General features: G+C 60.2%; 11 protein-coding genes. 4 read left to right on the top strand and 7 right to left on the bottom strand.

The genetic code is table 11. The features are described 5' to 3' along the window. Window positions 1-10 precede the first annotated feature (10 nt). Together CA51_RS05215 and CA51_RS05210 are read right to left on the bottom strand one after the other, a co-directional pair. On the bottom strand, window positions 11-727 hold the full coding sequence (locus CA51_RS05215) for a hypothetical protein (protein WP_145118440.1): 717 nt from the start codon (window positions 725-727) through the stop codon (window positions 11-13). Beyond that, on the bottom strand, window positions 724-2,037 hold the full coding sequence (locus CA51_RS05210; RefSeq protein ID WP_145118438.1) for a hypothetical protein: 1,314 nt from the start codon (window positions 2,035-2,037) through the stop codon (window positions 724-726). The genes CA51_RS05215 and CA51_RS05210 overlap by 4 nt, the downstream gene beginning before the upstream one ends. Window positions 2,038-2,076: 39 nt before the next feature. Here CA51_RS05210 and CA51_RS05205 point away from each other — a divergent pair, with 39 nt between their 5' ends. Beyond that, complete coding sequence (locus tag CA51_RS05205) at window positions 2,077-3,114, top strand: extracellular solute-binding protein (RefSeq protein WP_145118436.1); 1,038 nt, start codon at window positions 2,077-2,079, stop codon at window positions 3,112-3,114. Window positions 3,115-3,135: 21 nt separating this feature from the next. Here CA51_RS05205 and CA51_RS05200 read toward each other — a convergent pair whose 3' ends face one another. Next, on the bottom strand, window positions 3,136-4,482 hold the full coding sequence (locus tag CA51_RS05200; protein ID WP_197451608.1) for a peptidylprolyl isomerase: 1,347 nt from the start codon (window positions 4,480-4,482) through the stop codon (window positions 3,136-3,138). A gap of 154 nt (window positions 4,483-4,636) precedes the next feature. On the opposite strand from CA51_RS05200, the gene CA51_RS05195 reads away from it, so the two are divergent. Continuing rightward, the gene (locus CA51_RS05195) at window positions 4,637-5,284 is read left to right on the top strand and encodes an RsmD family RNA methyltransferase (protein WP_145118432.1); all 648 of its coding nucleotides are present in this window, start codon (window positions 4,637-4,639) and stop codon (window positions 5,282-5,284) included. On the opposite strand, the gene CA51_RS05190 is transcribed toward CA51_RS05195, so the two are convergent. From CA51_RS05190 to CA51_RS05175, 4 genes are all read right to left on the bottom strand, one after another. After that, window positions 5,262-6,854, bottom strand: a complete 1,593-nt coding sequence (locus CA51_RS05190; protein WP_145118430.1) for a hypothetical protein — start codon at window positions 6,852-6,854, stop codon at window positions 5,262-5,264. The two genes, CA51_RS05195 and CA51_RS05190, sit on opposite strands and share 23 nt — an antisense overlap. A gap of 106 nt (window positions 6,855-6,960) precedes the next feature. Continuing rightward, on the bottom strand, window positions 6,961-7,725 hold the full coding sequence (locus tag CA51_RS05185; RefSeq protein WP_145118428.1) for a HisA/HisF-related TIM barrel protein: 765 nt from the start codon (window positions 7,723-7,725) through the stop codon (window positions 6,961-6,963). Between the two features lie 18 nt (window positions 7,726-7,743). Further along, complete coding sequence (locus CA51_RS05180) at window positions 7,744-9,714, bottom strand: ATP-dependent helicase (protein ID WP_145118426.1); 1,971 nt, start codon at window positions 9,712-9,714, stop codon at window positions 7,744-7,746. Window positions 9,715-10,033: 319 nt separating this feature from the next. Beyond that, window positions 10,034-12,460, bottom strand: coding sequence for an ATP-binding protein (locus tag CA51_RS05175; protein WP_145118424.1), 2,427 nt, complete (start codon window positions 12,458-12,460; stop codon window positions 10,034-10,036). 351 nt (window positions 12,461-12,811) lie between these two features. Here CA51_RS05175 and CA51_RS05170 point away from each other — a divergent pair, with 351 nt between their 5' ends. Then, entirely contained in the window at window positions 12,812-13,651 is an 840-nt protein-coding gene (locus CA51_RS05170) for a purine-nucleoside phosphorylase (RefSeq protein WP_145118422.1), read from the top strand. A 192-nt stretch (window positions 13,652-13,843) separates the two neighbouring features. Then, entirely contained in the window at window positions 13,844-14,707 is an 864-nt protein-coding gene (locus CA51_RS05165) for a purine-nucleoside phosphorylase (protein ID WP_145118420.1), read from the top strand. Window positions 14,708-14,959 lie beyond the last annotated feature (252 nt).

Below are 14,959 nucleotides of genomic sequence, written 5' to 3'. Positions count from 1 at the left end.
AAATAGGAGGTTAACGTCGATTCTCTTGGACTTCAAATGGCAGACCGGGCAGCGGTTGCAGCTCGGCAAAGAGACCGTCGATGTCGTCGTCGGGCGCCTCTTGGCCAAACAGCATCAGGCCCCCATCGCCAGCGAACCACTTCTCTTCGATCACGCGCAGGGAACGTCCGGCGGCGACGACCGTCTCGGCTTGAATGCCGCCGCGAATCGCATCGTGCGATCCGCGAAACAGCGCCGCCTGGCGATCGGACAGGACTGTCGCCATCCGCCACAGATTTCCCTGATTGCGTACCAGTGTAATGATTTTCCAGCGGTTGTCCCGTGGGTCACTGAACAACCGCAGCGTGACCAGCGATTCCCCCCCGGGCAACGGCTGCCCCGAATACCACGTCGGCTCCGCCGATCCCGCCGGCCAAAGCGTGCTGTAGGCGATTTGATAGGATTGCAACGCCGGGGTTCGGACTCGAATTTTCCAAGTCAGCGGTTCGTCGGTCGGGACCACCGCCACGACCAGCTTGGATCGATCGGTCTCGTTGAGGTAGCCGACTTCACTGCGCAGCTGCTTCAGCTGGACCATCGCCTGCCGCAATTTCCAGCTCGTATAAAAATGCGAACCGACCATCGTGACGACCACGACCAATCCCAGCAGCCCGCGCAGACTGAACCGCCATCCCACACGCCGCGGCGACGATGAAAGCTGCCCCGCGTCGTCCCCTTGCCGACTCACGGCCGCTCCGCCGCGGCAACACTGACGGTGACCGACGCGCTGCCGCGGTTATCGGCCAACGCGGCGGGATCGTCACCGATCCGCAGCAACAACAGGCCATCGAACTCCGCGACAAACGTCCCCTCGCGGCCGACGCCGACGATCTGAGGATTTGTCATCCGCGTCGCATCGGCATCGCTTGTCGGAGCGACAGCCGCCAGCAGCATCCCCAACGGATGGCCGCGGTGATATTCGATCGTCACCCCTTGAGGTTCGCATTCCCACGGCCGCGGATCGTCCCCCAAGGTGTAGCGTCCTTGGGCGGTGATCCGAATCGCTTGGCCTGCAGCGACGCGAATCCCGCTCGATTGCCAGCCGCGATCGGCCGCGATCTCCAGCTGTTTGGTCGCGGTCGACGATTCGGCGGCGGCGGGAAAGTTGGTCAGATCGATCCGGTTCCGCAGCGGATCAAAACCGTAGTCGAGCCCGTCGACAAGCATCCGCCAACGCAGCTGCAATTGAGGCCACTGGTCCTTGAGTTCGCTGTAAAAGTTGCGAGTGAACTGCAGCGGCGGTTGGCCCGCCCGATCGGTCGCCGCGATCGCGGCGGTGCGATATTCGGGATACATGTTCAACAGCGTCAGCGCTCCCCAGCTCCAGGCGTACGGTTCGACTTGCCGATGGGCTTTGTGGCTGTATCGCATCACCGCGTCGATCGGCAACGCTTGGCCCTTGTCGCGAGCCGATTGAATGACTTTTAAACGGCCCCAAAACGGGAACGCTTCCCGCGATTCGGGGATCACCGGCAACGCGATCTCGCCGTCGCTCCAGCGATGCGTCGCCAACAACTCCGCCATCCCTTCCATGTACCACGCCGGTCCGGCACCGCCGAACAACTGGAACATCAACGCATGCACTCCCTCGTGCAACAGCAGATGCCGGGTGTAGTAGTCCGACGGTTGATCGACAACCCAAACGGAGTTGCCGTATTGGTAGCCGTGAGCGAAATCGGGGAGATGATCGGGCAACAGACCACGCTGCTTGAAGGCGTCGCGGCTGGTCATCAGATAGGCAGTCACATGCCAGCCGGCGAGCCGATCGGGATCGACGCCAAAAAACTCGCACCACTGCGGGACCGCGGCATCGAAGGCGGCCGGCAATTGATCGAGCGCCGCCGAAGCGGGCAGATCGGTGTGGATCGTGACGTGTCGGCCGCTGAATTGCCGCGTCTGCGCAGCGGCAAAAGGGGCGACGAAAAGGCATAACGCCAGCGCGGCCCCGATTCGCGGCGGCGAGAAACCTGCAACAATGATTGGCTTGTCGAACAACAAAACGATGATTCTCCGTAGCCCTCCATCATAGCTGGATACATGCCCAACACGAAACGCCCTCTCGATTGCTGCCGTTTGATCGCTCCGTTGATTCTGTTGGTCGGCGGCTGTGTGCCGCGTCCCGAAAACGAAGTCGTCGTCTATTCGGCGCTCGACCAAGAGTTTGCCGCGCCGATGTTGAGCAGCTTCGACCGGCATGTCGACAGCGAGATCCAGGTCAACGCGCGGTTCGACATCGAATCGACCAAGACGATCGGGCTGGTCAACCGAATCCTCGGCGAACGCGATCGCCCGGTCTGCGATCTGTTCTGGAACAACGAGATAATCCACACAGTGCGGCTGCAGAAAGCCGGCTTGCTGAAAGAGATCGACTGGCCGGTCGATACCGTTTGGCCCGCCGGATGCATCGCGTCGGATGGCACTTGGTGCGGGTTTGCCGCTCGCGCTCGCGTGCTGATCGTGAACAAAAAACTATTGCCCGATCCGGACCAATGGCCGACAAGCGTTTTGGATCTGGCCGATCCAAAATGGAAAGGGCAGGGGGCGATCGCGCGACCGCTGTTCGGCACCACGGCCACGCACGCGGCGGTGCTCGAGAATCAGTTGGGTCAGGAAAAGGCGGACGCTCTGTTTCGCGAGATCCAACAAAACGCCGTCACGCTGTCGGGGAACAAGCAGGTTGCACAAGCGGTCTCGGCCGGGCAAGTCGCTTGGGGGCTGACCGATACCGACGACGCGGTGATCGAACGCGACCTCGGTTTTCCCGTCGCGATCGTCTACCCCGACCAGCAGCCCGATCAGATGGGAACGCTGCGGATTCCCAACACGCTGGCTGTCTTAAAGGACGCACCGCATCCGGTCGCGGCGGAGCAGTTGGCGTTGTTTTTGATGAGCCCCGAGACCGAGAAGCGGCTGGCGATGGGGAACAGTTCGCAGATCCCGTTGTTCCGCAGCGTCAAGGAACAGCCGCGGGTGCTGCCTGAAGAATCGGTCCGCTGGCTGGACGCCGACTTCGAAGCGGCGGCCGATCGCTGGGAACCGCTCGCCGAGCGGCTCAATGGAATCTTCGTCGATTAGATCGGCGACCGCCGAAGCGAATCAGTAAGGAAGCGTTTCGGGTTTGTATTCGTGATCCCGCTTCCGCACGACTTCCGCTTCGATGATCGAATCGGGCAACACGACCGGCGCGTCCTTCTCCTTTTCGACCTTGGCGCGGTTGAGCGTCGAGATCGCTCCCATCCCGCTGATCACGCGGCCGAAGCAGCAGAGTTCTTTGTAGTCGGGATTGAAGGGCAACAGCGTGATCAGGAACTGGCTGCTGCCGGTATCGGGGATCGTTCCCGGCACATCGGGATTGTGAGCGGCGTTGGGATTGGGGATCTTGGCCAACACCAACGATCCGCGAAAGATCCCCCGCTCGCCAGTCGCTTCGTCGCGCACGCGGTAGTCGGCAGTTCCCGATCCATCGCCGTCGCGATCGCCCGTCTGAGCAAACTCATGCTCGACCACTTGGTAAAACGGCACGTTGCTGTAGAAACCATCCTCGACCAGCGAGATGAAGCTGGCGACGGTATTGGGAGCTTCATTTTCAAACAGTTCCACCAACACATCACCACGCGTCGTCTTCAGCAAAACGCGAGGCAGGTCGTCCGCTTCCGCTTCCGCCTGGCGAATCTTCTGCTCCTTCTCCCACGCCTCCTGCAACGGATCGAGCATAAAGTTCATCCGGCGGGCGACCTTCAAAAGCCCCTCATCGCCTTCGGCGGGAGTCAGTTTCAGATTCTCTTTGGCGACTTCAAAGTCTCCCGTCGCCGCTGCGGCGACACCGGCGATCACATTCAGTTGGACATCTTTGATGCCAACTTCCAACATCGCCAGCGCTGCATCTTTGAGCCCTTCGTACCAGTCGTTTTGCGCGTGGTAGAGGATCGATTGAGCCATAAAGGTTCGCGCGTCGCGATTTTCATGATCGGCGAAAACTAAATCCGAAGCCGCCAGAAACGCAGCCTGCATCGCGTCGCGAGTCGCCGATTCTCGCTCGGCCCAGCGGATCTGTTCGCTGAATTTCACGTCGCCGCCAGCGGTGTGGAATTCGTTGACCTCGGCCCAAAACTCCTGAGTCGCTTTCCGCCACTCCTTGACCCGCTGATCGAACACCGCCTGCAACTTCTTCACCTCCTCGGGAGATGCCACCGTTTTTTCATCCTCAGCCGCAGGCTTGTCCGCCGCAGGCTTCTCCTCGGCTGCTGGCTTCTCCTCGGCTGCTGGCTTCTCTTCAGCTGGCTTCTCTTCAGCCGCGGGTTTCGCATCCTCTGCCGGCGGTTGCTCCGCGGCCACGGGTGTTTCGGCGGCGGCGGCTTGGTCGCCGTCGGACTCTTGCGCGGCAGCCAGATTGGTCAAGCAGATCGCCAGCAACAGCGGTGCGGCGAGAATTCGTAAACTCATTTCAACTCTCATCTTCAAGATCCAATCCGCAGCCCTGTCCCAGGCTCCCATTGATGGCCACACCACGCGACGTCATGATAGACCGTAGAATCCAGGCTGTACGAACGCAATCGCCTGGGCGGTTCAGTGAAATCCTTGCGAAACGTGACAATTCTTGAAGAAATCAAAACCTTACCAGGCGTCCGAGGCGAAGCGCGGTGTGAAGCCCAAAGCGACCACACTGCGAGTGATCGGAGGCGATATGCGGGGCCGCAAGGTCCGCTACAACGGCGACCGTAGCACGCGTCCGATGCGAGACTCGGTGCGTGAGAGCCTGTTTAATCTGATCGGCCAACGAATCAAAGGATCGATCGTTTTCGATCCCTTTGGGGGCACCGGCGTGCTAGCGATCGAATCGATCAGCCGCGGAGCCAGCCGAGCCGTGACGATGGAGCAGAACCGGCGAACGCTGGAACAGATCCGTCAAAACGTCGCCGATCTCGACCTCACCGAGCGCATCTCGCTGACCGCGGGAGACGCGTTTCGTGGACTCGGTGCATTGATGCACCAAGCGCACGCCGAAGAGCCCGATACGCCGTGGGTCTTTTTGATGTGCCCGCCGTACGAGATGTTCCAGTCGCGGATCAAAGATCTGAACCGGATGATCTGCTTCGCCGCCGAAGCCCATCCGCACGGCGTGTTAGTTGCCGAATGCGACAACTTTTTTGATACCGCCGAACTAACCGCAGCCGAATGGGACGTGCGGAAATACGGAATCACCCAGCTGGCGTTGACCGAACTTAGTTCTGTCCAGCTGCCTTAGGACGCGAAGCGACGTTGGGTTCGGTGCGGTTGAGCGCCGGAGGAGCACTCGAAAACGGGCCGTCGAAGAACGGGCTCGCATTGTTCCCCGGCTTCGGATCGGCTGCGGCATCGGGATTAACGAACGCTTGCAGCTTTGCTTCGAGCTCGCGAAGCTTCTCGGCATATTCGAGATTCTTCGAAATCATCGTATCGTTGACGCCCTCTTTGACTTCATCGATCAGCGCCACCAAGCGGACCGCATCGGCCTTCTCTTTTTCGTCGCTGAGATTAGCCACGAGGCCCTTTGAGACCCTCGCGGGATCGGTCTTTGCCCGCGTGCCGGTCAGACCGAGGTGGAACGATTCGATCACGTCGTTGAGCATTCGGCGAGCGAGAATGATCTCCACGGTTTGCGGCTTGGCAGCCGTCGCACCCGGCATTCCCATCCCCATGCCCATTTCCATTCCCATCTCCATGCCGCCCATGTCGTAGCCTTCGGGGCCGCTCATCATTCCCATCTCACCGCTTCCCATTCCCATCATCGAGGCTTTGGGACGCGGTTTTTCCAGGTCTTCGATCCGCTTTGCCTCCCGCGCGATGCTGCCGACGATCTGAGTCGCCCAGCTCTTCAGAACGGCATCGGCTTGCGGTTTGAACTCCTTGGGAATCTCGATCTTGGGAGTCGCACGGGCTGCGTAAACGAGAGCCATCTGCGACGAATCCTCTTTGGTCGGAAGCTCCATCACCAGCTTGGCCACTTGGTCGACGCGGCGCGGGTTTTTCAGACTGACCAACGTGTTGATCGCCAACATCTGGACCCAGCCGTGGGCCTCGAGGTTGCGATCTTTCGGAGCGGACTCTTGAGCGGTCGCGATCATCAGGTCGGCGACTTTGTCTTGCAATTCAGGCTTCCAACGCTCGGCGTTCAGCGAAGCGTGGCGTTGGATCCCTTGGATCGCCGCGACTCGCAGCCCATCGTCGTACTTGGCATCTTCGACGATCTCCAACAACAACGGCAGCGCCGCTTGCATCGGGATCGGAGCTTTCTTTTCCAACGAGTTCGGTTCGCGATCGTTGAGTTCGCCGATCATAAAGACGGCGTTGATCCGAGCACCGGGGTAGTAGTTTCCTTGAGCGATCGCTTTGCATTGCTGGAACGACATGATCGACAGGCCACGCGAAACCTGCGTGTTGCCGCGGCGAGCGGCGTTGTAAATGTCCTTCATCACTTCGGCACGGCGCGGTTGCAAGTTGGCAAACTCCGCCGGGTCGGTCATCGATGCAAAGATGTTTTGGTAGATCTTGACGAAGAAGTCTTTCTGCTCGCTCAACTGAGCTGGATCGCTGACGATCTGGCTGCGAATCTGCTTGATCCGATTGACGATCGACTTTTCAGTAAACCAGTTCGGCTGGTACTTCATCACGTCGTATTGAGGCTTTCCAGCTGCCGCTTGGCCCCAAGCCGGCGATGCGATCGCCCCCAACGCCACTGCAGCGATCAATCCAACAAACCATGCAGCCAATAACTGTCGGGCGCGATGGGAGTTTTGAAGACTGGCGGCATGGGTAGCTTCGACGCGATGCGACATCGGAACCTCGAGGGCTGGAGCGATAGGGGCGGCAATCGCCAAGGGATAAGAAGGGATTCGGGACACAAATCCCTATAAACAGACTATCGCCGCAAACTGGCGTGTGTCAACAAGTTCCGCTGCCAAAGGACAACTTCTTTCGCCCACCATGGAGGGCCGTACCGACCAATACGTATCGACAGCCCCCCTCTTTTAGTACATGGATGTCGGCAAGCGTCCGAATCCCGCCGCCGGAGGTCAATTCCACATGGGGGTGTTTCTCGGCGATAGCCTGGCAAATCGGCAACGTTAGGGTGCCAGAAGCGGCCCCGACAGCCGCCAGATCCAGCGCGATCAGCCGCCGGAAACCGCTGTTGATCGCTTGGCTAGCGATCTCGACAGCCGTTTGACTTGCCAAAGCCGGCGAGCCCCCCAAAACGACTCTCTCGCGCAGATCGATGCTCAAAACGATCCCATGCCGCCGAGCCGACCACCGCTCGCGCAGCGGCACAAGCTCTTCCAAAGAGGCTATCGATTCGGTCCCGACGACGCGGACGATCCGGTCGGACGCGGGCAGTTGCAATTCGACGACGCCGGCGTCGATCCAGATCGGAGCTCCCAAATCCGCCAAGCGATTCAGGAGCTTGTTGTGAGGAGCCCCCGCGGTGATCGCGTCGAGATCGGCGACGTACAACCCGCCGACGTCGGAGTCGAGATACATTTGAGCCAACGCGATCGGATCGCCATCATTTGTCGCGGCACAGCAAACCGGCCGATAGCTGTCGCGATTGCCGCGGACCGCGTGGACGGCTTTGCCCTCCTTCAGATCGATCACGCCCAAGACCGACGCCAGCGGATCGTCGTCGGTCGATTCTGCGGTGGTGCTGAGCATGGCATGGGAACCAACGAGCTACTTGCGGTAGCGGTTTGGATTATCGGCTTGGCCGGTGATCTCGTACAGGAACCGGCTGGGCGTCGTCGGCCGGGGCTTACCCCATTTACGACGCGTCAGCGCCAGCGAGAGAGTCAGCTTTTCCTGCGCCCGGGTGATCCCGACGTAACACAGCCGCCGCTCTTCAGCGATCGCGTCGTCGTCTCCCTTGGTGCTGCGGTGGTGAGGCAGCAGGCCATCCTCCATGCCGACCATATAGACGACAGGGAATTCGAGCCCCTTGGCGGCGTGCATCGTCAGCAACCAGATCGCGTTCTGTTGGGCAGCGCGATCTTTTTCGTTCCCCATCTCGCGTCCCGAAAGAGCGATCTCCGAGAGGAAGTCGGTCAGGCTGGGTTTCTTGGCGCGATCGGCATACGCATCGACCGCGTTGACGACTTCGCCGATCGACGCGATTCTCGCTTCACACTCTTCGGGCTCGTTGTAACGCGTGCGGATCTCGTCCATATAACGCGTTCGCGCGATCAGCGTGTTAACCGCTTCGGTCAGTCCATCGTCGCGGATCCGATTCTGCACATCGACAAGGATGCCACGCAAGTCGTCGATTCCGCGGCGAGCCGCTGGCGGCAGCGTCGATGTGACCGTGTCGTCGCACATCACCTGCCAGATCGGCTGGCCTCGCTTCACCGCGGCGTCCATCAACAACTTGACAGTTCCCTGGCCCAGCCCGCGCGGCGGCGTGTTGGCCACGCGCATCAGCGAGACCTCATCGTCGGGCTGTTCGACCCACTTCAGATACGCCACGACATCGCGGACTTCGCGTCGATCAAAAAACGACTGGCTGCCCATCATCACGTAGGGCAGGGCTGCCTTCCGCAACTCCTGCTCGAACAACCGCGGCTGTTCCTTGGTCCGGAATAGGATCGCGATCTCGCCCGGTTGGTAGTGATTCAATTCGATCAACCGGCCGATCTCGCCGACGACGCGCTGCGATTCTTCGGTCTCGTCTTTGAACTGCGAGATCCGCGGCCGCTGTCCCGCCGGACGTGCCGGCTTTAGCGATTTGTCGTGCCGGACCGTGTTGTACTGAATCAACCGGTTGGCCATTTCGAGGATCGATCCGGTCGAGCGATAATTGTCCTCCAAGCGGACGACGGTCGCATCTTCCCAGTCTTTCTTGAAGTTCAAAATGTGGCGAACGTCGGCTCCACGCCAGCCATAAATCGATTGATCATCGTCCCCCACGACACACAGATTGCGATGCGCATCGGCGAGCGCTTTGATGATCCGATACTGGCTGCCGTTGGTGTCCTGATACTCATCGACAAGGATGTGATCGAAGCGATCGGCCTCCGATTGGCGAACCTCTTCGTGTTCGGTAAACAGCACCTCGGTGTTCAGCAACAGATCGTCGAAGTCCATCGCGCCGCAAGCCTTCAGCGAATTCTGATACCGCCGATAACCAGCCGCCGCGAGGTGCTCTTTGTCGGTTCGCGCTTCGTTGACCGCCGCGTCGGGATGGATCGAGCCGTTTTTCCATTGGCCGATGATCGACAGCAGATCGCCCGGCTTCAGCGCCGCCGTCGGCAAACGCAATTCGCGAAGCACGCTCCGCGCGATGCTCTCTTGATCCGATCGATCATAGATCGCGAACTTCTTCGGGTATCCCAGATTGGTCGCGTGTTGGCGCAAGATGCGAACGCACTGCGAGTGGAACGTGCCGATCACGGGCCGCGGCCGATCGTCTTTTTTGGACGGGCGTTTGGAGATCCCCAGAAGCTCGGCGATCCGCTCCTGCATCTCGCCCGCTGCTTTGTTGGTGAACGTCACCGCAAGGATCCGATCGGCAGCGGTGCCGTTGCGGATCAGGTTGGCGATACGAAAGGTGACGACGCGCGTCTTCCCCGTACCCGCTCCGGCCAAGACCAGCAGCGGACCAGAGAGCGTATTAACGGCTTCGTGTTGAGCGGGGTTCAGACCATGTGACATAGCTGCCGAATCCTAACGAGCGTCCAAGTTGCAGCAAAGGGGCCGTCGCGCGACAACGGTCCTCTCGACCGCCGAGCGCTGCGGCATTTGGCACCGTAAAAAGCAGGTAACGTTGCACTCGCAGCAAGCCTGCGAATTTGCCCAAGGTCGCCTTTCGCTCCGCGAAAGTGCGGCCCCTGTATTCGAGCGTCGCGAGCCGGACGCGACTTTCGCGGAGCGAAAGGCGGCCATCAGCCGCCACGCGTTAGCGTCCGGTTCGCGGAGCGCGAATTCGGGATCCGCACTTTCGCGGAGCGAAAGGCGACCATCGCGGCGATCCCTAAAACAGCCGCTGGGCGATCCCCACCGAATCGACTTGCCACGGGGTCCACAGCAGCACGGGCGAATCGACTCGCAAATCCCCCTTGCGTGGATTGATCAGCGTCTCTTCCAGCTTCAGGTTCTCGATATGAAAGCGTTCGGCCAGTTCGTCGATCTCGCGTTTCAAATCCTCTTCCAGATCGGCCATGTCGCCGTGCAACGCTTGCAACGCCGCTTCGGCGCGGTGGACATCCTCCTTCTGCCGCGCGGCGCGATTCCATCCGTTGGCCGCTGTCGAAGCCCGACGGCTGATCTTGTTCCCCATAAATCCGTTTAACAGCGTCGAACCGATCTGGATCATCGATTGCCAAGTCGCCCCTTGGGCTTGCGACGCTTCGCGGGAAACGCGATCCTCGGCGGTCCGAATCTTCTTTTCCAACGATTGCATTTTCGAGGAGAACTTGTCACGCAACTTCTCCGTCTCGCGATCCCGCGCCTCGCGAGCCGCTTGTTTGAAGTGCAATCGCGCCTGCACCTCGGTCGATCCCGGCGGCGCTAGCTGATCGACTTCGTCGCATTCGTAGACCGCCAGCGTTTGGTGTCGGTAGAAGTAATCCTTCAGATCGTCCGCCCAGCGCTTGTACGATTTCTCATTCACCAATTCGGTCGGCAGATCGGCGAACGTATACCTTTCGTCCGGTCGATCGCTGAGCTGCAGATCCTGTGGAGCGGGCTTGCTGTCGATCCACAGCGGATCGGGGACGCCAGCGGCGCAAGAGACGATTCGCATCTGATCCTGCCACAGATCGATCGACCCGCGGCTGCGGACGAAGTGCAGCGATCCCTTTCCCAAAATCGCCGGCCGGTAGACCAGCGACGCCGATTCGGCCGGTGTTTGCGTCGGGCAGACAAACCGCTCCTCGATCCCCGCGGGAACCATCGGCCGCGAACCTTGAGCGCTTCCGGCGGCGATCGATTCGGCCGGTTCACCACTTTCGGCCAACGCCTTGGCTGCCTGCTCTCGGCGGTCCTTCATCAACCGGGAGATCTGATCGCGAGCCAACGGGCCCGACAGGAACGACAGCGCCCAACGCGACTGAAAGACGCGCGGCCCATCGTCGTGAACGTTGTTCATCAAGAAGACGCGGCTCCCCAACCCGGCCAGCGTCTGTTCCATCTCTTGGCGGTCAAACGGCACGCCGGTCTGCGCCGCGGCTCCTTCGAGTCCCTCGAGCACACGCTGCTTATCGCGTTCGGTTTGCAGCCGCCCCAAGAACCAGGTGCCGATGTTCGACAGCCCTTTGTAGTCGAGGTCGACCGGGTTTTGAGTCGCTAGCGTGACGCCCAAACCAAACGCCCGAGCCTGCTTCAGCAGCGTCAGCATCGGCGCCTTCGATGGCGGTTTAGCGACGGGAGGGAAATAGCCGAAGACCTCGTCCATGTAGAACATCGCCCGCAAGCTGCTGGTGCCGCTCTGCGTCCGCATCCAGGCGACCAATTCGTTCAACAGGATCGTGACGAAAAACATCCGCTCGGTATCCGACAGATGGGCGATCGACAGGATCGTCAACCGCGGCTTCCCCTCGTCGGTGTACATCAGCCGCTGAATGTCCAACGCTTCGCCTTCCAACCAAGTCGAGAAGGCGGGAGAGGCCAACAGATTGTTCAACCGCATCGACAGCTTGGTTCGATCGGCTGGCGACATGAAGGCATCGAGATTGATCACGCCGACGCGATCGAACGGCGGCGAAGCGATCATCCCGATCAAGTCGCCGATGGTCACGTTTTTCCCGGCACGCCAGTTGGTGTCCAAAATCTTCGACAGCAGGATGTGATCGGGGGAGGAGAGCGGATCGGCATCGACGCCGACCAACGCCAACAGCCCCGATGCGGCGCTGGCGATCCGATCGCTCATCGCTTCGCTGTCTTCCAAAATTTCGGGGGGCGGCGCGTTGAAGCTCTTCAAAATCGTCAACGGCAGCCCGATGTTGCTGCCAGGCGTGTAGACGGCGATGTCGACCGAATCTTGAAAACGGCGGATGCGTTCGCCGTCCTGCCCCCACGACGCCAGTCCGTCCTGCCACAGCTTCGCCTTGCTGGCAGCCAATTCGTCCAGCGTGATCCCCTTCCGCGATGCTTCTCCCTGTTCCAACCAAGGTTTGTAATCTTCGGGATTGAAGTCGGGGAAGGTCAGCAGCAGATTCGCCAGGTCTCCCTTGGGATCGACGCAAAGAGCCGGAATGCCGTCGATCGCGGCTTCTTCCAACAGTGACAGACAGAGCCCCGTCTTGCCGCTGCCGGTCATTCCGACGCAGAGGGCGTGAGTGCACAAATCTTTAGCATCGTACATCAGCAGGTCGTCGCGATTGCGGCCGGCTTTCAAATCGTACTCGCGGCCCAGATAGAAGGCTCCGAGTTTTTCAAACTGATCGACGGAAGGGATCATGCGAATAGCTTCTGCTTAACGTGCGATTAAAGAACATTAACGAGACAAAACAGCCGACAAATGCGGCCCTCCCGCCGGGAAAAACGGTGGCGAACCGAGGGGGACGACGGTGCAAGCTGAGTTTAACGGATTTTCGTGCAAAGGGTCGCTGCCGTTTGCGAATCAAGACCAGCGGCCGAGATGGCTGATGAAGTACTTTTGAAACAGAACATGCCAATCCGATCAAGTCCGTTGCCACGTTGGGGGCGATGGTTTTATGATGCGGCATCGTTCATCCAAGGCAACCCGCGCCGACCGACTTCGGATCGTCTGGGTGACTGATAGACCGCCCAGCCCTTGAAAGGAAACCGCATGCACGACCTCTACGACAAAATTCAAGAATCGACAGCAGCGATCAAAGCCGCTTGGGGGACCACTCCGCGGGCCGGGATCATCCTCGGGACAGGCCTGGGTGGACTTGTCGACGAGATCGAGATCGAGGCCTCGCTGGACTATTCGGAGATCCCCCACTTTCCGACTTCGACAGCCACCAGCCATCGCGGGCGGTTGGTCTGCGGCAAATTGCAAGGCGTCCCCGTCGTTGCGATGGAAGGCCGCTTCCATATGTACGAGGGCTATCCGCTGAAACAGATCACGCTGCCGGTCCGCGTGATGAAGGCTTTGGGAGCCGAATTGCTGGTCGTTTCGAACGCTTGCGGCGGCCTGAATCCCTATTTCCAATCGGGGGACATCATGGTCATCGAAGACCAGATCAACCTGATGGGTGACAATCCATTGATCGGCATCAACGACGATCGACTCGGGCCACGTTTCCCCGACATGTGCGAACCCTACAGCCAACGGCTGGTCGATACAGCTTTGGAAATCGCCCGCCGCGAGAACATTCGCGCCCACAAAGGCGTCTTTGTCGCCGTCGCCGGACCGAACCTGGAAACCCGAGCCGAATACAGATTCCTGCGGACGATCGGTGCCGATGTCGTTGGCATGAGCACCGTGCCGGAGGTGATCGTGGCGGTCCACTGCGGGCTGAAGGTCGTCGGATTTTCGGTGATCACCGACATGTGCTTGCCCGACGCGCTGCAGCCAGCGGTTGTCGAGGAGATCATCGCGATCGCCAACGCCGCCGAACCGAACCTGCGAACCCTGGTCCGCCAGTCGGTCGCCGATTTCGCCAACGACCGCCTGGCGTAATCCCCAGCACAGATTGGTGTTTCAATTTAAGGTATCAGCCGGCACGCGTTAGCGTCCGGTTACCTTGGACAACGCCTCGCTATCGCGTGCCGGCTAATTTATATAAGCACAAACACTTAACAGCCCACCATGATTAGCCCGGGCTCGATCCAGCCGTTCTGATTTTCGCGGAGCCCTCCAACCAAGAATCGTATGACCAAGCATCCCAACCAACAGTGTCCGGCCGAGCGAGTTTTGCGGACTGCGGAATTCATCGCGTGCAAGCTAGCCGAACTGCCGCGGGTGGCGATCATCTTGGGCAGCGGGCTCGGAAACCTCGCCGACTACATCGAAGATGCGATCGCGATCGATTACTCCGACATCCCCAACTGGGGACAATCGTGGATCGCGGGGCACAGCGGCCAACTGATCTTCGGCTGGCTCGATTCCCAACCGGTGATCGCGATGTCCGGCCGCTTCCATCGCTACGAGGGTTGGACAACCGAACAGGTTTCGTTCCCGGTCCGCGTCTTGGCCGCGATCGGTTCGCACACGCTGATCGTCTCCAATGCCGCCGGCGGGCTGAACCCAAAATATCGCGTTGGCGACATCGTGGTGATCCGCGACCACATCGACATGTTGCACGGACACCCAGGGCAACGATTCGATTACGGAATCTATCCTCCGCAAACGCGCAGCGACGCCCCTTTGCGTGGCGCATCCCCCTACGATCAAGCGCTCAGCGAGAAAGCCCTCGAAACGGCGCGGCTGAACGGTTTCCCGGCTCATTCGGGAACCTACCTCGCCACGCTTGGCCCCAGCTACGAAACCCGCGCCGAATACCGCTTCATGCGTAAGATCGGAGCCGACGTGGTTGGCATGAGCACCGTCCCGGAAGTCCTGCAGGCTCAGCGGATCGGGATGCGAGTATTGGGCATGTCGATGGTCAGCAACATCGCCCGTCCCGACGCTCCCCAACGCACCGACCACGCCGACGTCCTAGCCGCAGCGCAGATCGCCGAACCAAGAATGCGAGCGATCGTGCGAGAAGCAGTCCAGCGCAGCACCACCAGCTGAACTGGTGAGCTAAAAGCCGCGGAGGCGGCGATCGCATAAAGCCTGCGGCGCGAGCCGCAGGATCCGCGATCGGCAATCAGCAAAAAGCCCCGCCAGGTGGCGCTGTCAATTTTTAGCTGCTGGAACGATTGTTCCGACGCCTGCCGTAGCGATGTGGCTTTCAGATCCAGTTCGCTCATGATGCGACAGCTGACGTTCCGATCTCCGACAGAGTGAGGGGCGGGCCGAAAATGTAGGCGAGCAAGGATGTTG

This window comes from Rosistilla oblonga (assembly GCF_007751715.1).
Classification (GTDB): domain Bacteria; phylum Planctomycetota; class Planctomycetia; order Pirellulales; family Pirellulaceae; genus Rosistilla; species Rosistilla oblonga.
The sequence above is the reverse complement of the archived record's forward strand: the minus strand, read 5'-3'. Positions and strand labels throughout refer to the sequence as shown.

Coding starts and splice junctions, on each gene's coding strand:
- CA51_RS05205 (WP_145118436.1), top strand. CDS start 2,077: ATGCCCAACACGAAACGCCCTCTCGATTGCTGCCGTTTGATCGCTCCG.
- CA51_RS05200 (WP_197451608.1), bottom strand. CDS start 4,482: ATGAGTTTACGAATTCTCGCCGCACCGCTGTTGCTGGCGATCTGCTTG.
- CA51_RS05190 (WP_145118430.1), bottom strand. CDS start 6,854: ATGTCGCATCGCGTCGAAGCTACCCATGCCGCCAGTCTTCAAAACTCC.
- CA51_RS05185 (WP_145118428.1), bottom strand. CDS start 7,725: ATGCTCAGCACCACCGCAGAATCGACCGACGACGATCCGCTGGCGTCG.
- CA51_RS05180 (WP_145118426.1), bottom strand. CDS start 9,714: ATGTCACATGGTCTGAACCCCGCTCAACACGAAGCCGTTAATACGCTC.
- CA51_RS05175 (WP_145118424.1), bottom strand. CDS start 12,460: ATGATCCCTTCCGTCGATCAGTTTGAAAAACTCGGAGCCTTCTATCTG.
- CA51_RS05170 (WP_145118422.1), top strand. CDS start 12,812: ATGCACGACCTCTACGACAAAATTCAAGAATCGACAGCAGCGATCAAA.
- CA51_RS05165 (WP_145118420.1), top strand. CDS start 13,844: ATGACCAAGCATCCCAACCAACAGTGTCCGGCCGAGCGAGTTTTGCGG.